We start from the raw sequence: 17,075 nt of genomic DNA, 5'->3' as shown, positions 1-17,075 counted from the left end.
CCTTCTGCGAGCACGCGCGGTAGCCCCGCGTTCCGCCAACCAGGAGGACCCACATGAACCCGACGCCCCCAGCCCCCGCCACTGTTGAGACCCTCCGGGTCCCCGACGCCCGTCTGCACTACGAGGTACGGGGCCAGGGGCCCCTGGTGGTGCTCGTCGGCGCGCCGATGGACGCCGATTCGTTCGCGCCGCTCGCGGAGCGGCTCGCCGTCGACCACACTGTGCTGACCACCGACCCTCGGGGTATCAACCGCAGCCCGGTCGACGACCCCGACCAGGACTCGACCCCGCAGATGCGGGCTGACGACCTGTCCCGGCTCCTGCTCCACCTCGACGCGGGGCCGGCCGCGGTCCTGGGCTCCAGCGGCGGGGCGGTCAGCGCGCTCGCCCTCGTCCAGGCCCACCCCGCACTCGTCCACACCGTCATCGCCCACGAACCCCCGCTGAACGAGCTGCTGGGGGACCGTGAGGAGATCCACGCGCGGACCGAGGACATCATCGCCACCCACCTGTCCGGTGACGTGACAGGTGCTTGGCGAAAGTTCATGTCCCTGGCCAATATCCGCCTGCCCGACGGCGTGTTCGAGCACATGTTCGGCGGCGAGTGGGAGCCGCAACGGATCGCGGACGACCACTTCCAGTTCGCGCACATGCTGCGCCCGACCACCCGGTGGCGCCCGGACCTCGCCGTTCTGCGCTCGACGTCGAGCCGGGTCCTCATCGGCCTGGGAAAGGAGTCGGGTGGCCAGTTGTGCGAGCGCACCTCGATCGCCCTGGCCTCGGCGCTCGGCGACGAGCCGACGATGTTCCCCGGCGGTCACGTCGGATTCGCCGAGGACCCCGACGGATTCGAGATCCGGCTGCGCGAAGTGCTGGCACGGCAATAAATCTCTGACTAAAGTCAGGGAATGGACGAAGGGCAGATCGAGCAGGTACGGCGGTTCAACCGCACCGTCACCGAGCGGGTGGGAGTACTGCACGACCGCTACCTGGGCCGCGACCGGCCCATCGGCGAGGCGCGGCTCCTCTGGGAGATCGGCGACCAGGGGCAGGACGTCCGGCGCCTGCGGGATCGCCTCGGGCTCGACTCCGGGTACGTCAGCCGGCTGCTGCGCTCGCTGGAGGCCGACGGCCTGGTGAGCGTGGAGCCGCAGCCTGACGACCGGCGAGTGCGCACCGTCCGGCCCACCGCAGCGGGCCGCGCGGAGCGCGCCCTGCTCGATTCCCGCAGTGACGAGCTGGCCGGCTCCCTGCTGGAGCCCCTCAACTCCGCCCAGCGTGCCCGGCTGGTCGCCGCCATGGGCGAGGTCGACCGGCTGCTGACCGCCGCGACCGTCACGCTGACCGTTGTCGATCCGGACCACCCCGATGCCCAGCACTGTCTGCGCTCCTACTTCACCGAGTTGCAGGAACGCTTCGACACGGGCTTCGACCCGGCGCGCACCCTACTGCCCGACGCGGGCGAACTCCGGCCGCCGCGCGGCCTGTTCCTGGTCGCGCGGCTGCACGGCGAGCCCGTCGGCTGCGCCGGCCTGAAGCTGCCGTCCGACGCCCCCGCCGAGATCAAACGGATGTGGGTGGCTCCGCAGGCCCGCAGGCTCGGCGTCGGCCGCCGATTCCTGTCCGAACTGGAGGCGCGGGCCGTTCAACACGGGCGCGACGTGCTGCGCCTGGACACCAACAAGGCTCTGCGCGCAGCGATCGGCCTGTACCACTCCTGCGGCTACGACGAGGTCACCGCCTTCAATGCCGAGCCCTACGCCGACCACTGGTTCGAGAAGCGGATCACGGCGCCGCGGTCGGCGTGAGACGCGCGTGCAGCCGGCCCCGGGCCTACCCGCGCTCCTGCGATCACCCGGGCGATAGGGTCGAGCCGCGGCGCTGATCGGGGAGCGAACGGCATGTCCGCACCGGGGATGGGACAAGGTGGAACGGGCGAACAGCAGTGGGGCGCCGGAGTCGAGGACCGCGACAACCCTGCGGCGGCTGCGGCCGGCCGGGGGGTGGCGATGGGACACGGATGCCAAGGGCCGGTCGACCTGGGCCCGCGGGCGGGTTCTCGCAGCGCTCGCCGTACTGACCTCCGGCCTGCTGGCCTTCCACGCCGTCGTACCCGACACCGTCGCTCACCTGGGCAGTCTGCTCGAGGCATTCCTGCCCTGGCTCGGTCTGGCCGTTCCGGTGCTTCTCCTGCCGGCCCTGCTGCGCCGCTCGGCCACCGCGCTGGTGGCCCTCCTGCTCCCGATGGCGGCCTGGACGCACCTGTTCGGCGGGGTGTTCCTTCCCGAGGACCGCGGCGCACCGGACATCACGGTGCTCCAGCACAACGTCAGTGACGAGAACGCCGACCCGGCCGGCACGGCGCGAGCGCTGATGGACGCCGGGCCGGAACTCATCGCCTTGGAGGAGCTGACACCCTCCGCGCTGCCGCGCTACGAACGGGCTCTGGCAGCGGCCTACCCATATCACGTGGTGCAGGGAACCGTCGGTCTCTGGTCGAAGTACCCCCTCACCGCAGCCCGGTTGGTGGACATCAAGCCCCAGGGGATCGACGAGGCATGGAGCCGCGGGTTGCGGGCCGGCGCGCGGACGCCATGGGGCGAGATCGCCGTCTACGTCGCCCATCTGCCTTCGGTCCGCGTCCGTCCGACGGGCTTCGACTGCGCCTACCGGGACGAGAGCGCCGAACTGCTGGGCGCGGCTCTCGCCGCCGAGAAGGCGGACAGGGTGATCCTGCTGGGTGACTTCAACGGAACCGTGGACGATCGCGGACTGGACCCCGTCACCTCGTGGATGACCCTGCCGCCACGCGATCTCGCCTTCAGCTGGCCGGCGGCCTTCCCCGTCTCCCGGATCGACCAGATCATGACCCGCTCAGCATCCGTCACCACCGTCCGAACCCTCCCCGGCACCGGCAGCGACCACCTCCCGATCACGGCCGGCATCACCCTCACCCCCTGACCACCGAGCACGCCTGCCGGTTTGTCGCCTGCTCCGTTAAAGCGCTGGTGAGGCCGTTCAAGAGGTCGGTAGGGTCGGGGTCGTTCGCCGTGTCGCCGACCGTCGGCGTACCGGTGCGAGGAGACCTCCCATGACTGCCCCAACGGCGACCGCTCGATCGACGGTGGTGCTGCACCTGCTCGGCCGGCCGGGGTACCTCACGGCGGACCGCGGCGCCGAACTGGTTCGGGCGCTGAACGAACTGGCTGACAGTACCGAGTTCTCCGCGACAGGGCCGCACTGGTGGAGTGCCTTCGACGAGCACGCCCGAGGTATTGATCAGTCGCTGTCGCGTGTCACCGCGTCTGCGGTGGGGTCGCCGGCGCCGCAGGAGTTGCTGCCGGGCTGGAAATGGGCGCTGGCCGTCTGCGCCGCTGACGGACGGATCCGCCAGCGCGCGCTCGCGAGCGGGGAGCTCCCCGTCGGGGAGCCCGCCGCGATCCCGCTGCTCGTTGTGCGCTGCTCGGACTGGGCCGCGCCGGTGCGGGCTGCCGCCCGGGTGGCGCTCGCCGACGTGCTGGCACGCTCCGGTCCTGCGGAGCTCCCGCGAGCGGCGGCCATGGCGTGGTCCTGCGAGCAACGCCGGCGCGGCGAGGACGCGGTCCGTATCGTGGCCGGCCACCTTGCCGGTGCGCCTCCGGAACTGTGGCGGGGACTGTTCGCGGACCCCGACCATCGGGTCCGGCGGCGCGCACTGAGCGCGGCGGTCGACGTAGACCGCTGCGACATGCCGCAGCTGCTGAGGCTCGCCGCCTCGGACCCCGATGTCGTCGTGGCTCGGTCCGCGGCAGAACACCTCCTCGGGACCCTCGTCCCGTCCGGAGCCGATATACCGGCAACTCCCCAAGCCGAGGCCGTGCTCCGTCGATTGCTGGCCTCGCGGGTCTCGGCGGTGCGGGCCGTCACCGTTACCGTGCTGCGCCGCGCCCAGCGCCCTGACCTGGCCGAACCGTTCACCGCGGACCGCTCCAAGCAAGTGCGTGAGATCGCGCGCTGGGTTCTGCGCAGCAGCGGCCAGGACCCCGCGCCGATCTGCCGTGCCCGCCTCGTGCGCCCGGCCGTCGAGATCACACCCGGTGCGGTTGCCGGCCTGGCGGAATCGGGTGACGTCGGTGTCCCCCCGGCCGCTGATCTGTTGCGCCCGCACCTGACGCATCAGCGACCCGGGGTCCGGGCCGCCGTCGTCCGGGCGCTCGGCGCGATGCGGCCCGCCGCGGTCACCACTGCGGAACTCCTGACCCTCATGGAGCACGACCCGGCCCCCAGAGTCGTGCGGACGGCCGCAACCCTGCTGGAGGCGGAGGCCGATACCGTCCCCCGGAGCCGTCTCGACGACCTGCTGGCACCCGGGCGCCCGGCCCCGCTCCGGGCTCGGGCGGCCCGGATCCTTCGGGCCACCGGTACCTGGGAGCGACTCGAAATCGACCTGAGGCTGCTCCACGACGCCGACCCCGATCTGGCCGTCGCAGCGCGGCGGGACATCCGCGTGTGGGTCGGGTCCGCCGCGGCAGGCCGCGCCCGACTCTCGGACGAACAGCGGCAGACCCTCCTCGCCCTGCTCCACGCCGCCCCTTCCATCGGCGACGGGAACCTCCGGCTCATCCGATTCCTCCTGAGCCGGACCGACCGGCCCTGAGCCGCCCGGCTTTCCGCGGGTCAGGCACCGGTGCGCGACCTGCCGCCCGCTGTCGCGTTCGTCCCGCCGGCGCAGCCACAGGCCGCCGGAGGCGGGACTGCCGCGACCGCGCGGCGTCGCGCGCGGACGATTTCCCTGGTCAAGGCCAGAGCGGCGGCGAGGACGCCAAGGACACTGTTCACGGTGAGGAGGATCAGCTCCATGAGAGGGATCCGTTCTCCGGGACTCTGACGCGTAGGCGTCGGCCCCGGATTCGACGGTCCGCGTCGTCGGCCCCCGGGGTGTTCCCTCGATCTCCATGATGGCGACTCAGATCGATTCGCGCCAGGGCCCTTCCCCGCGGATTCCACCGTGGCCGGACGTCCCCGCCGCAGTCCTGTCGACGCGGCCGCGTAGATTCCGGGTGGGGGCTCGCCAAGCCCGGGGACCGGCGTCCTCGGGTGATCCTCATGATCGGAGCCATGCCGATGAAAAAACCCGGTGGCGCCGCGCGTGCGATGGCCCGGTGCGGATGATCAGGAGGATGATCGTCCCCGGCAACCAACAATGCGTGACGGAGGGTGTCCCATGTCGAAACCGCCGCTTCCCGACGAGGCAGTCGCGATGCTGTCGAAGGCCAATCCGGCCGTCGTCACGACCCTGCGCTCGGATGGTCAGCCCGTGTCGACGGCTACCTGGTACCTCTGGGACGAGGGGCGGGTGCTGGTCAACATGGATGAGGGCCGCAAGCGTCTGGAGCATGTACGGAACGATCCGCGGGTGACGCTGACCGTGCTCGACGAGAGCAACTGGTACACCCACATCAGCATCATCGGCCGCATCGTCGACGTGCGCGAGGACAAGGATCTGGTCGACATCGACCGGTTGTCCCAGCAGTATCTCGACAAGCCCTACCCCACGCGGGACCGCCGCCGGTTCAGCGCGTGGATCGAGATCGACCGCTGGCACGGCTGGGGCAGCTTGAAGGACAACGGCCAGGTCGGCTGAACGTCCCCTCCTGGCGGGCCGGTCGGTTGGCGGCACGCCGCGGGCTCGTCGCTCCTGGCGGTCGCCCCGTCCTAGGTCCGCGCCGCGGTGGCGTCGCGTGAGGTGTCCGCGTCTTCCACGGCACGCAATCGGTCCAGGTCCACGGTGCCCTCCGCGGCCTCGGCGTCCAGGGGTAGGTCCAGAGCCTTCGTGACGCCGGTCGGCAGGGGTGCGAGACCGAGGAGGCCGGTGACCAGGGTGGTTGTCAGGCGGTGCCAGGACGGTGCGCGGCGGAGCATCGCGTGGTCGCTGTTCCCGATGGTGACGAGGCAGCTGCGAGCTCCCTCCCGACGGGCCGTGGCGGTGAGGGTCTGGGAGGCCCGGGGGCTGGTCGTCCGGTCCCGGGTGCCGTGGAGCAGGACCACGTCGCGGCCCGCGAGTTGGGTGACCGGGTCGCCCGCAGGGCACCACGGGGCGAGGCCGACCACTCCGGTGACCAGAGGGTGACCGGCCGCGCGCAGGGCGGCGCGGCCGCCCATGGAGTGGCCCAGGAGCACCACCGGTATCTCGCCGGCCTCGCTCCGGAGGGCGTCGAGGGCGCGCAGGACGTCGTGGAGCGGGTCCTCGCGGGCGCCGTTCCAGCCACGGTGGGTGTAAGGCGTGGTACGGAGCAGCACGGGCCCGCCAAGGCTGCTGGTCGCACCGCGGGTGGCTCGTGCGAGGCGCCTCGTGAACGGGCGCATCCGTACGGCGGGCAGGTTGAGCAGGCCGCGCGGAGGCGGCCCGAGCCCCGTCTCGCCACCGCCGTGCAGGATGAGTACCGCTGCCGACGGCGGTGCCTGTGCCACGTGGACCTCCTGGTCGGGGCGCGGGGCGGGTGCCCCGTACCTCCTATTCGGACCTGCCCGGCCCGTGGATGGGTGGAACCCCGGGGCGCGGTGCTCCTGGCGGAATCGACAACCGCCTCCGGCCACGATACGTCGGCCGGATGGTCACCCGCGGAACCGCTCCCGCCGACAGGGAAGGGGGCGGGAGCGGTGTGCGGCCCCCCTTGTCGCTCAGCACGGGGGCGGCACGGCCTTCCGGAAGGAAGGTCCGACGCCAAAGGCGTCCGGTCTTCCATTGGCTGCCGCCGGCGCCGCGGGCGCGGGCAGATAACGGAAGTTGGCCCGCGAGAGCGCTCAACACGGCATCATTCCTCCCGCCTTGGCGGCACACGGTGCCGGGCGGCCGGGACAAGCGCGGTCATTGTTCCATAATCCCATGATCACATGGCGTAACGGTCGGTCCGCCCACCATGCTGGCGTCCCGGCTCCTCGACGGCGCGTCAGCACCGCCGCGAAGAGGCCTTCCGGATGCCCCCCGTCGTCGGAATGGGAAAGGTCTCGATGTCCAGTAAGCAGGTGTTGACCGTCATCGTGTTGGTGTCGGTCTGCTCGTGGAGCGCGGTCATGGCCGCCCTCGGACAGGTGGCCGCGGTGGCCGCGTTAGTGCCCTCGCTCGGGTTGCTGGTGCAGCAGGTCGTCCATGCGTCCACCTGCGGAAAGCCCGAATCGACCGCCGCGGGACCCAGGGCTGCCGCAGGGCCGGACGAAGGCGTCGCCCGGTGAGCCCGCACGCGATTCCGCCCGAGCAGACCGAGGGGGAGCCGCCTGTCCGCCGCGGCAGGAAGCCGGAGGCGATCACCGAGCAGGCCGGCACCTCCCACCGCGCCTGGCTCGAACCGGTGCGCACCCGGCTCTTCACCAGCGGCCTGACCCTCGACGACCTGGTGGAGCGCTCGGGATTCTCCAAGACGCGGATCTCGGAGCTGCTGCGCGGCGCCGGACTGTACCCGCGGTGGGAGATCACCTACAGCGTGATCCGCGTGCTGGGCATACCGGCCCGTCCGATGCGGCGCCTGTGGGCCGCGGCGGCGCGCGAGGCGCAGAAGAAGGAGGACTGGATCGAGGGCTGCATAGCGGAGGTTCCGCCCGCGAAACGGCCCGACGTCCGGCCACTGGACCACCAGGGCTTCACCGCCGGCCACCAGGTCCCCTACACCTCGTACGCCAAAGCCCTGCTGCTCACGGATGAGCGGGCCGCCTGCGTGGTGCTGGAGACCTTCGACGTCCTGTGGCTGTGCTGGGACGACGCGTTGGGGAGCTCCAACGTGCAGCGGTTCGCCTGGAGGCTCCTGCGCGCCCGGGTCATGGCGCGCACCCCGCACGTCGACCACCATCCGCTGCTGGCCGCCGCCGCCTTCGCCACCCTCGCCCAGGAGCGGGCCGCGGACTCCGCGGCCCGCTTCGCCCAGATCGACGAATCGCTGATGCTGTTCGACGCCGTCAGCCGGCTGCCGGACAACCAGATGGACGTAACGATCCTGCGCTACCTGTGCGGCATGGACACCACCGCCGCGGCCGAGGTGCTGGGCGTCCCGCTGGCCTCGGTGCGCTCCGACGAGCGCCACGCCAAACGCACGCTCACCGAGACCCTCAACCTCCACGACCGCCCGGGAGGCGCTTCCCAATGACGTCGATCGATCAACTCCTCGCCCGTGCGCTGCTGATGAGGGAGCCCGGGGTGCCGCGTGACGTCGTGACGTACGAGGACGGCCACGCGTCGGGCGGTGCCCAGGACGTGCTGTCCTGGCCGTCGACGAGCCCGTTCGACGGGAACCATCCCGGGCGGGACGCGGCCTACGATCTGCGGACGCTCTGCGAGACCGTCGTGACCCGGACCGCCGCGACGTCGCTGAGTGATTTCGTCACCGAGCAACTGCCGGATCCGCGCGGTGCGCGGGTCCTGGGCTGCATCCTGCATCTGGCCGACTCCGAGGACGGCGCCCGCTTCTGGTGGCAGTACGCCGCGGGGGCAGGGGACGACGTCGCCTCCTACTGCCTGTACCTGCACCACCTCGCCCTGGGGGAGACCCACGCCGCCGCCTGGTGGGGTGAGCAGACCCGGATCGACACCCAGCCCGCGCCGGAGACCGTCAACCTGCCCGGATACGCGGATCCGGCCGACAACCTCGACCTCGACTCCAGCACCCCGACCGTGCTGCGTGTCCTGGGCAGGCTGCTGAGCCCGGCCGACCGCTCCAGGACCGAGGTCGTGACCGCCGTGATGGAGTACGTTCCCAGCGCCGTCGCCGCCGGATACGTCGACAACCCCGACTTCGAGATCCCACTGCCGGGCCCGCACTTCGCCGATCACATCGCGATCATCCTGGCCGCGGCGCCGGGCGCCGGAGCCGCCCTCCGCCACCGACGGAAAGCACGCTCTCCCTCGCTGCGGCGCCGCCCCGACCACACGCGCGCCGACACCGCGCCGGAGGACCCGGCGCGGGGCGGACACCGCTGACGGCGCCCGGTCAGCGCACGACGTCCACGAAGACCGGGTTGGTGTAGAGCCAGGTGTCCAGCCACGGGTCGCCGTTGCCCGGCTCGTGGGTGACGGGACCGTGCGGGTCGATCGCCGCGCCCAGCAGGCCGGGCCCGTTGCGCCTGCCGTCGCTGCCGCGCAGCCGCAGGTAGGACGACTCCTCGGCCCTGCCCAGCGGGATGCGCAGGGTGAAGCGGCCGGTGCGGCCCGAGACGTCCGCGGTGTGCACGACCCGGGTGTCGGGTGCGCGCCACGCGTCGCGGTCCACGACCGGGCCGCGGACGGAGCCGCGGATCACGTCGAGGTGGGCCAGGCGCGGCACCTCGCCGCGCTGGGTGGGGCGGGAGGCGGTGGTCACGGTGACCTTGAGGACGAGCTTCTCGCCGCGGCGCACGCGCAGCCGGCCGCCGAGGGTGACTCCGCGGCCGGTCCCGTGCTCCGTGTCGACGCGGACGTCGATGCCGTCGACGAGGTGGCCGTGGTCGACCCAGACGCGGCCCGCCCGCAGGCCGGCCATCACGTGACCGTAGCCGTAGCAGGTGACGCCGACGTGCGTACGGCTGAACTGGCCGGGCCAGAAGTCGCTGCCAGGCTGCGGCTCGGTGGTGTCGACCGGGTCCGGGAGCCGTCCGGTGGTGTCGAAGTTCTGGCCGGGCGGCCAGTCGCCGTTCTTCCAGGTGTCGTACGCGACCCGGTGGACATCGGAGTTGGAGGTGACGGAGAAGAGCTTGCCCTCGGCGAGCATCGCGTCCCAGAGGCCGCCGACCGTCGCGGTCGCCCAGTCGAAGCCGCCGTACGTCAGGTACGCCTCCCGCGGGTAGCCGGGCCAGGAGTGCTCGGACGGGGAGTTCACGTACTCGCCGCGGCGGCTGGTCGCCCCGCCCCAGCCGGGCAGGGCGCTGGCCTGGGCCCCCGGGGCGCCCTCCATGCCGACCATGATCCCGGGCACCGCGTCGCGCCAGGCGCGCATCTCGTGCGGGGAGTCGATCCCCAGGCGCAGCGGGTGGTTGGCGAGGACGAGGACGTCGTCGACGTAGCCGCTGCGGCGCTGCTGGTCGAGCCACTGGAGGGCCTTGACGGCGTGGCCCTCGTTGCGCGGGGTGTCGGGGTGGCCCGGCGCACCGGCGGTGTACCCGAGGAGTTTGCCGTCGTACGCCTCCTCGAAGCGCTTCAGCAGCTCGACCTCATGGCGTCCCGGCGGAGAGAAGACGGTCGCGTGTTCGGCACCGGGGATGTACCACTCGAGGCCCTGGAAGATCAGCGTGCGCCGGTTGTCGCGGCGGGCCTGGAGGATCTCGCGGTGCTCGGCTTCGGCGCCGCCGGCCCGGGCGTGCCCGAAGTTGCTGTGCTCGGTGAGGACCATCCAGTCGAGACCGTACCGGGACGCGGCGCGTGCCAGCTGGGAGAAGGTGTACTTCGCGTCGTGGCTGTAGACCGAGTGCACGTGGTGGTCGCCGACGAGGTAAGCGAGGTCCGGGTCGCCGCCGTGGGCGGTGTGCGCCTCGGCCGGGGTGGGGGCGAGCAGGCCGACTCCGGCGAAGGTCGCGCCGAACAGGCCGGCGCTGCGCAGCAGTCCGCGGCGCGACAGTCCCTGCGGGTCGAGGGAGCCGACCGGTACGTCGGGGTCCGCCCAGGTCGGCAGGGGCTGGTTCGGTCGCGCCATGGGGTGTCTCCTTGAGGGGTGGTGCTGTCGGCGGCGGTGCTCTCAGCGGCGGTGCGGGTCCGTGCGATCCGTGCGGTCGGTACGGTCGTCAGGCGTTCATGAAGTCGGCCACGCGCAGGGCGCGTTCGGTGATCCTGACGTCGCCGATCCAGCCGTGCATCAGCTGGTCGAGGGCGCCCCCGTACTCGTAGGCGCCGAGCAGCCAGGGCAGGCCGAGCGTGGCGAGCCCGTTGGTGCGGGTCGCGGGATTGCGGGCGACCCGGCAGCCGTCGACATAGAGGGCGGTGTGCCGGCCGTCGTTGACGACGGCGACGTGCCACCACGTGCCCCGCTGCAGCTCGTGGCTCCAGTTGGTCACCAGGTTGTTCTGGTTGAGCGGCGCGGCGGCCCATTGGAGGCCCGGCCCGTCGGAGAGCGACAGGGTGGCGACGGACTCCTGCGGGTCGCCGGTGGTCCTTCCGGCCGCGCCGAGGGTGCCGCGTCGGCTGAGGATCGACGCCCAGGCGTGGTGCCCGGCGTCCCAGTCGGCGGGAAGCTTCAGGAAGGCTTCGACGGTGTAGCCCGTGCGGAAGGTCTTGCTGTTGAGCGGGGCGTCCTTGGCGGTCTGCAGATACCCGCCGTGCAGTGGGGGCTTGCCGCCGTCGAAGTACAGGCTGCCGTGGCCCGGCTGGTCGGGGTGGTGATCGGTGGACCAGCGCAGGGCTTCCGCGGGGGAGCCCGCCACCGGCCCCCTGATCAGGTGGTTGCCGAGACCGGACAGGTCGGGGACGCGCAGGGCGGGGTCGGCCGCGGCGCCGTCGCCGTGCGGGCCGTCGAACCGCCAGTACGCGACGGTGCCGGGCAGCAGCAGCCGCGCGGCGGGGCGGGGGCGGCGCGGAGCGACGGGTGCGAAGCCGGCGAAGCGCTGCTCGAAGTCGAGGGGTACGGAGAAGGCGTCCTGCGGGCCGGTCAGCTCGATCTCGCGGCGCTCCAGCTCGTTGAGTCCCTCGCCCGCGCGGCCGAGGATCCACGGGGAGACGGTCTCCACGTCGATGGTGTTCCTGGCGAGGTCGAAGCGGTAGAGGCGGATCATCGCGCTGCCGCCGTAGTAGCGGTTCTGGTAGTTGGTGAGGTGCAGATGCACGTCGTGGCCCGCCGCGTTCTTGCGCGTGGTGCGGGCGGCGGGCCAGTAGTGGCCGTTGAGGGTGAGGAAGATCTGGTCGCTGCCGGCGATCAGCTCGTCCCACAAGTGCTTGCCGTGGTCGGAGAACTCGGCCTCGTCACCGTCGCGGTCGGCGTACACGATCTCGTGCGTGGTGAGGATGACGGGTGACGTCGGGTGCTTCCTGATGACGTCCCGGGCCCAGGCCAGCCCGGCGGCGGACGGCCGCCAGTCGAGGGCGAGGACCAGCCACTCCCGGCCTGCGGCGCGGAACAGGTGGTACGTGTTGTACCCGTCGGGCGTCGCTCCGCCGAAGGTGGGGAGTTTCCGCAGGCGCCGCGGGCCGAAGGTGTCCAGGTAGGGGGTCGAACCGCGTTGGTCGCCGGTGGAGGAGTCGACGTCGTGGTTGCCCGCCAGGACGCTGTAGCCGACGCGCCGCCGGTCGAGGAGTTCGAAGGCCTTGCCCAGCGGCCCGAACTCCTCCGGAAGTCCGTGCTCGGTGAGATCGCCCAGGTGGGACAGGAAGGCGATGTTCTCGTCACGTCCGTGATCGAGGATGTAGCGCAGGGACGCCTCGACGGGCGCGGCATTGATGCTGGCGCCGTCGAAGAGGTACTGGGTGTCCGGCATGACGACGAGGGTGAAGCGGGGGCTGTCGGGGTCAGGACGCCGCTCGGCACCCTCGTCCGGGGTCGCCTCCCCGGGCGCCCCGGACAGGGCATGGGCGGTGGTGGTGCCGGTGGCGAGCCCCCCGGCCGCCGCGGCCGCGGCGGCGCCGGCCAGGCCGGTGGCACGGAGGAACGTACGGCGGCCGGCTCCGGCCGGGAGGGAGCCGTCGGGCTGGTGGAGCGGACTGCACATGGACGTCTCCGCGGGGCGCGTTTCGGGTGATCGCCGAGCACGCTAGGCGAAGGACTCGTGCACGCCGGGGCCCCGGTGACGACCTCGTGGCGAAGAGTGGGTGAACGGGTCGACCGCGGGTACCGGTCCTGGACCCCGAGCCCACCGCAGCTGGAGCCGTCAGCGGTGGCCCAGCACGTTGACCACCCGGCCGTTGGGGTCGCGGACGAAGAACCGGCGCACTCCCCACTCCTCGTCCTGCAGCGGGTGCACGATCTCCGCGCCGCTCTCCCGCAGGGCCGCGTGGACCGCGTCCACGTCGTCCACCTCGATGCTGAGGTCGGGCGTGACCGGTGCGGTCTTGTCGTCGGCCATGAAGCTGATCTGCGCCGCCGGCGCGGACGGGGAGGCGAGCGTCATGATCCAACCGTGGTTCATGACCTCCTCGAACCCCAGCAGACCGTAGAACTCCCGGCTCTCCCGCACGGCTTCCGACCGAACGTTGGGCACGACACGGCGAACGGCCATCGACAACTCCAAGTGAGAACGGACGCGTTTCCTGGATTCTGCAGGACGGCTGGGACACACCGGCCGCTCCACGCGTACGGGCCCTCACGTTCACCCTCGCCGCGCTACGAGAACTCCACCGTGAAGTGCTCGGAGCCGAGTGAGCGCAGGAAGTCCGCCGCGTCGGAGAGCTGGCCGACGGTGAGGACCCCGGCTGGCGGGGTCGGGCTCTCCAGGAGGCGCCGCGTCGCTTCCACCACGATGGGGGCGGTGATCGCGTAGATGTCCTGTCCGCGCGCGACCGCGCGGCGCCGCTCGTCCCCGGACCGGACGATGACCTCGACCAGGAACTGCTGGTCCGACCGGATCCCGGTGGGCGGCGTCGTGCGGGGGCCGCCCAGGTCCTCCAGCGGGGCGACCGTCATATGGCTGCTGATCTCGGAGACCTTCAGGTGATGGGGAAGGGTGACGCTGTCGGCGGTGGTGAAGTCCGCCTGGACGCGCTGCGGTCCGAACGGCTCGGGGAACGTCCATTCCGTGACCGGAGCGTCGTCGGAGCGCAGTTCCAGCCTGCCCTGGCGGAACACCAGCCGCTTGCTGTCCCGGCGCGCGTCCGAGACGTGACCGGTGGCGACGGTGCCGGCCGTGGGCAGCCAACTGTCGAGGGCGTAGGCGATGGACACCTCGTCCGCGGCGGCCCAGTCACCCATCGCCGCCGTGGCGAGGAGGTCGACGAGCCCGCCGTAGAATGCCGCCGCGGGAACGACCGCGATTCCCGCCGCGGTCGCGAGCGCCGGATACCGGTCGACGGTGGACAGGGCGACCTCCACCTCGGCGGCCACGTCCAGGTAGGGGATCCTGGCCCGCAGCGCGGCATCGGTCACCGGCGCCGCCGTGGCGGCGAAGGGGCCGGCGGCGTTGATGACGGCCGTCGCGCCGACGAGGGCGCGGTCCAGGGACTCCGGGTCGTCGATCGACGCCGGCCGGATCTCCAGGCCCGTGTACGAGGCGGCGAGGTCCGTCAGCTTCCCCGCGTCGCGCCCGGACAGGATGGGGGTCCAGCCACGGCGGATCAGCTCGGCGACGACGAAGCGCCCGGTGTGCCCGTAAGCGCCGAAGACGGTGACCGTCGGATGTGATGTCATGGCGGAACTCCTGGGCATGGGGTAAATGGAACGGCCTGCGGGCCGGTTGGCCTGTGACCATTTTCGGCTCGGCGCGCCCCTCGGCGGCAGTGGCAAGAACGCCACATGATGCTAGGTTCGCGCCATGCAACCCCATCGCGTCGTTGTGCCGCTCACCGCGAACGTCCCGGTGTTCGAAGCCGCTGTCGCGTTCGAGGTGTTCGGCCGTGCCCGACGGGACTTTCCCGTCCCCTGGTACGACGTGGCGCTGTGCGCGATGGTCGGCGACGGCCCGGTCCGCACGGCGGAAGGCCTGTCGTTCGACGGGGCGAGCCTCGCCGAACTGGAGCGCGCCGACACCGTGATCGTCCCGGCCTGCGCCGACCTGCAGGGCGATCCGCCGCCGGAACTGCTCGACGCGCTGCGCGGGGCCCACGCGCGAGGGGCCAGGATCGCCTCGATCTGCACCGGGGCGTTCACTCTGGCAGCCGCGGGCCTGCTGGACGGCCGCCGCGCCACCACTCACTGGATGCACGCCGCCGAACTGACCCAGCGTTGGCCGGCGGTGCTCATGGACCCGAAGGTGCTCTACACCGAGGACGACGGGATCTTCACCTCCGCGGGCGAGTGCGCGGGCCTCGATCTGTGCCTGCACCTCGTCCGCCTCGACCACGGCAGCCGCGTCGCCAACACCCTCGCCCGCCGCATGGTCATCTCACCGCACCGCGAAGGCGGTCAGGCCCAGTACATCGACCAGCCGGTGCCGGTCAGCGAGGCCACGAGCCTTGCGCCGGTGCTGGATTGGGCGCGCACCCAGCTGCACCGCCCCCTGACGATCGACGATCTGGCCGTGCGGGCGGCGATGAGCAAACGCAGCTTCCTGCGGCACTTCCGTGCCGGCACCGGCACCACGCCGCTGCAGTGGCTCGTCCACGAACGCGTCTCCCGGGCACGCGACTTGCTGGAGACGACGAACGACACCGTCGATCGCGTCGCCGAACGCTGCGGGTTCGGGTCGGCGCAGAGCCTGCGCGTGCACTTCACGCGCATCAACAGGACCACTCCCTACCGGTATCGGCAGACGTTCGACCCGGCGCGATGACGTGCGCCGTGCCCGGCCGGTCGGGCGCAAGGAGGGTGATCTTGTCTTCGACGGTGAGCATCGGCGTGAGACCTCTTCCTCGCCAAACGATCACCGGTTAGGATCCCCCAGCCCGCATCGGGCGTGCACAGCGGGGTGGGGGACATGGCCGACGATTTCGCCGGATCCAAGCAGGGCATGAACGCGGGCGCACAGGCCGTCGCAGCGGTGGTGCTGGTCTCGGTCGTCGCGGGTGGCATCCGGGCCGTGGAAGCCGCCCCCGACGCGTCCGGCGACCGGGGTCCGGCCGTCTGCTCCGCCGCGGACCAGACGCTTCCGCCGCAGTACGTCTCCGGAGCAGGGCTGTGTGAGGCGTTGAACCGTCCGGACCTGCCGGCGCTGCTCGGAACGCCGGCCGACCACGCGGAGACCGCCTGGGGCGGCGGGGGATGGATCACCCCTGCCGGGAGCGTCAGGACAGCCGCTCCGGAGGGCAACGTGCGGCTGGAGACGTACTCCGTGAAGGTCTCGGCGTCCTACGACCAGCTCCCGGTCACCCGGCTCGCTGCCCTTCTGGGCAGAACTGCGCAGGTCAGGACGGTCCTGGGCCATCCGGCTGTTCTCTACTCGGACCGGACCTTCGCCATCGCGTTCGACGGTGGCGGCGGAAAGGCCAGCTCCGGCCCCGGTGGCATCGCCCGCCATCTGGTGGTCGCCCAGGACGCGAAGGACGGCGGCGGCTCCTACGAGGTCGCCATCTGGCGCCAGGACGACGTGCTGCCCGATGACGCGGCGTTGTTCCGCGTCGCCGAGAAGGTGCTGCCGACGATCCCGGGATGGACCGCCGGCTGACGAGTCGCCTGTCGGCGCGCCGCGGGGCCTGGGATCAGCTGTAGACGGGCTGGCTGCCCGGCATCGCTGCCTCGGGCTCGTCCGGGCCGAGCGCCGAGGCGGCCGGGGGCACGACGGCGGCGGGCGCGGGGCGGCAGGTGAAGCCGAGTCGGGTCATGGCCCGGGTGATCTGCTCGGCGGTGAAGTCGCGCCGGTCCTGTCGGGTGAGGATCTGGCCGACCTGTTTCACGGGGTAGGTGCGGCGACTGATGATCACGCACTCTCCAGTGACCGGCTCGGGCTTGACGCCCTGCATCTTGTCGAGCACCTCGCTCTTCATCAGGTCGAAGGGAAAGCCGGCGATGATGCAGCGCATAGTGCCTCAGTAAGGATGGGGGGTGGTGACACTGCCCAGAGTCCCACATCAAGTCCCGTTCAGGAAGGACCGACTGAAGCGCGGGATCCCTGCACCGAGGCGCCGGCTGTGCTATCTTGATCTCAGTTGCAGTTGTGGTACCCATGAACTTTGTGTGCACTCGACGGGCTCGACCCGTGGGTGCATTTTTTGTTTGGCCGGTCATCTCCGGATGGGCTCATCGCGGCGACGCGGACTCCGCACAGTGCGGTTTTCGGTTCTGCCTTGTCTTAAAAGGAGACACACATGGCTACTGGCACCGTGAAGTGGTTCAACGCGGAAAAGGGCTTCGGCTTCATCGAGCAGGACGGCGGCGGCGCTGACGTCTTCGCCCACTACTCGAACATCGCCGCTCAGGGCTTCCGTGAGCTCCAGGAAGGCCAGAAGGTCTCCTTCGACGTCACGCAGGGCCAGAAGGGCCCGCAGGCGGAGAACATCGTTCCCGCCTAAGCACTGACGCGCACCACCGGGTAGGGCCCGCACCGCAAGGTCGCGGGCCCTGTCC

The 17,075-nt window shown here is 71.6% G+C and carries 17 protein-coding genes; 11 read left to right on the top strand and 6 right to left on the bottom strand.

From position 1 onward, the window contains the following. Positions 1-53 precede the first annotated feature (53 nt). From O3X23_RS21130 to O3X23_RS21110, 5 genes are all read left to right on the top strand, one after another. On the top strand, positions 54-887 hold the full coding sequence (locus O3X23_RS21130; RefSeq protein ID WP_269273023.1) for an alpha/beta fold hydrolase: 834 nt from the start codon (positions 54-56) through the stop codon (positions 885-887). 21 nt (positions 888-908) lie between these two features. Next, a complete protein-coding gene (locus O3X23_RS21125) occupies positions 909-1,808 on the top strand; it encodes a bifunctional helix-turn-helix transcriptional regulator/GNAT family N-acetyltransferase (RefSeq protein ID WP_269273022.1) in 900 nt (299 codons plus the stop codon). Between the two features lie 178 nt (positions 1,809-1,986). After that, positions 1,987-2,961 (top strand): endonuclease/exonuclease/phosphatase family protein, encoded by a 975-nt coding sequence (locus O3X23_RS21120; protein ID WP_269273152.1) that lies wholly within the window; start codon positions 1,987-1,989, stop codon positions 2,959-2,961. Between the two features lie 130 nt (positions 2,962-3,091). Then, positions 3,092-4,636 carry a HEAT repeat domain-containing protein gene (locus O3X23_RS21115; RefSeq protein ID WP_269273021.1) on the top strand — a complete coding sequence of 515 codons (1,545 nt, stop codon included), beginning with the start codon at positions 3,092-3,094 and terminating at the stop codon, positions 4,634-4,636. Between the two features lie 567 nt (positions 4,637-5,203). After that, a complete protein-coding gene (locus O3X23_RS21110) occupies positions 5,204-5,623 on the top strand; it encodes a PPOX class F420-dependent oxidoreductase (RefSeq protein WP_269273020.1) in 420 nt (139 codons plus the stop codon). A gap of 71 nt (positions 5,624-5,694) precedes the next feature. Here the strand turns inward: O3X23_RS21110 and O3X23_RS21105 are convergent, their stop codons facing one another. Continuing rightward, positions 5,695-6,450, bottom strand: a complete 756-nt coding sequence (locus O3X23_RS21105; protein ID WP_269273019.1) for an alpha/beta hydrolase — start codon at positions 6,448-6,450, stop codon at positions 5,695-5,697. Positions 6,451-6,990: 540 nt separating this feature from the next. Between O3X23_RS21105 and O3X23_RS21100 the strand changes: the two genes are divergently transcribed. The 3 genes from O3X23_RS21100 to O3X23_RS21090 are packed head-to-tail and all read left to right on the top strand — an operon-like array spanning position 6,991 to position 8,947. Beyond that, entirely contained in the window at positions 6,991-7,212 is a 222-nt protein-coding gene (locus O3X23_RS21100) for a hypothetical protein (protein ID WP_269273018.1), read from the top strand. Beyond that, positions 7,209-8,117 (top strand): sigma-70 family RNA polymerase sigma factor, encoded by a 909-nt coding sequence (locus O3X23_RS21095; RefSeq protein ID WP_269273017.1) that lies wholly within the window; start codon positions 7,209-7,211, stop codon positions 8,115-8,117. The genes O3X23_RS21100 and O3X23_RS21095 overlap by 4 nt, the downstream gene beginning before the upstream one ends. Next, a complete protein-coding gene (locus O3X23_RS21090; RefSeq protein WP_269273016.1) occupies positions 8,114-8,947 on the top strand; it encodes a hypothetical protein in 834 nt (277 codons plus the stop codon). Before O3X23_RS21095 ends, O3X23_RS21090 begins: the two co-directional genes overlap by 4 nt. A 10-nt stretch (positions 8,948-8,957) precedes the next feature. Here the strand turns inward: O3X23_RS21090 and O3X23_RS21085 are convergent, their stop codons facing one another. From O3X23_RS21085 to O3X23_RS21070, 4 genes are all read right to left on the bottom strand, one after another. After that, positions 8,958-10,631: a PHP domain-containing protein gene (locus O3X23_RS21085; protein ID WP_269273015.1), complete on the bottom strand. Its 1,674-nt coding sequence runs from the start codon at positions 10,629-10,631 to the stop codon at positions 8,958-8,960. An 88-nt stretch (positions 10,632-10,719) separates the two neighbouring features. Then, complete coding sequence (locus O3X23_RS21080) at positions 10,720-12,633, bottom strand: LamG-like jellyroll fold domain-containing protein (protein ID WP_269273014.1); 1,914 nt, start codon at positions 12,631-12,633, stop codon at positions 10,720-10,722. A gap of 159 nt (positions 12,634-12,792) precedes the next feature. After that, positions 12,793-13,140, bottom strand: a complete 348-nt coding sequence (locus tag O3X23_RS21075) for a VOC family protein (RefSeq protein WP_269273013.1) — start codon at positions 13,138-13,140, stop codon at positions 12,793-12,795. Between the two features lie 104 nt (positions 13,141-13,244). Further along, complete coding sequence (locus tag O3X23_RS21070; protein WP_269273012.1) at positions 13,245-14,264, bottom strand: NAD(P)H-binding protein; 1,020 nt, start codon at positions 14,262-14,264, stop codon at positions 13,245-13,247. Positions 14,265-14,388: 124 nt separating this feature from the next. Between O3X23_RS21070 and O3X23_RS21065 the strand changes: the two genes are divergently transcribed. Together O3X23_RS21065 and O3X23_RS21060 are read left to right on the top strand one after the other, a co-directional pair. Continuing rightward, on the top strand, positions 14,389-15,345 hold the full coding sequence (locus O3X23_RS21065; protein ID WP_269273011.1) for a helix-turn-helix domain-containing protein: 957 nt from the start codon (positions 14,389-14,391) through the stop codon (positions 15,343-15,345). A gap of 144 nt (positions 15,346-15,489) precedes the next feature. Then, positions 15,490-16,176: a DUF6215 domain-containing protein gene (locus O3X23_RS21060; RefSeq protein ID WP_269273010.1), complete on the top strand. Its 687-nt coding sequence runs from the start codon at positions 15,490-15,492 to the stop codon at positions 16,174-16,176. A gap of 34 nt (positions 16,177-16,210) precedes the next feature. Here O3X23_RS21060 and O3X23_RS21055 read toward each other — a convergent pair whose 3' ends face one another. Beyond that, on the bottom strand, positions 16,211-16,531 hold the full coding sequence (locus tag O3X23_RS21055; RefSeq protein WP_269273009.1) for an SCO5918 family protein: 321 nt from the start codon (positions 16,529-16,531) through the stop codon (positions 16,211-16,213). Positions 16,532-16,816: 285 nt separating this feature from the next. Between O3X23_RS21055 and O3X23_RS21050 the strand changes: the two genes are divergently transcribed. Continuing rightward, complete coding sequence (locus tag O3X23_RS21050) at positions 16,817-17,020, top strand: cold-shock protein (RefSeq protein ID WP_034275260.1); 204 nt, start codon at positions 16,817-16,819, stop codon at positions 17,018-17,020. Positions 17,021-17,075: the final 55 nt, after the last annotated feature.

This window comes from Streptomyces sp. H39-S7, from assembly GCF_027158205.1.
Lineage (GTDB): Bacteria > Actinomycetota > Actinomycetes > Streptomycetales > Streptomycetaceae > Actinacidiphila.
The sequence above is the reverse complement of the archived record's forward strand: the minus strand, read 5'-3'. Positions and strand labels throughout refer to the sequence as shown.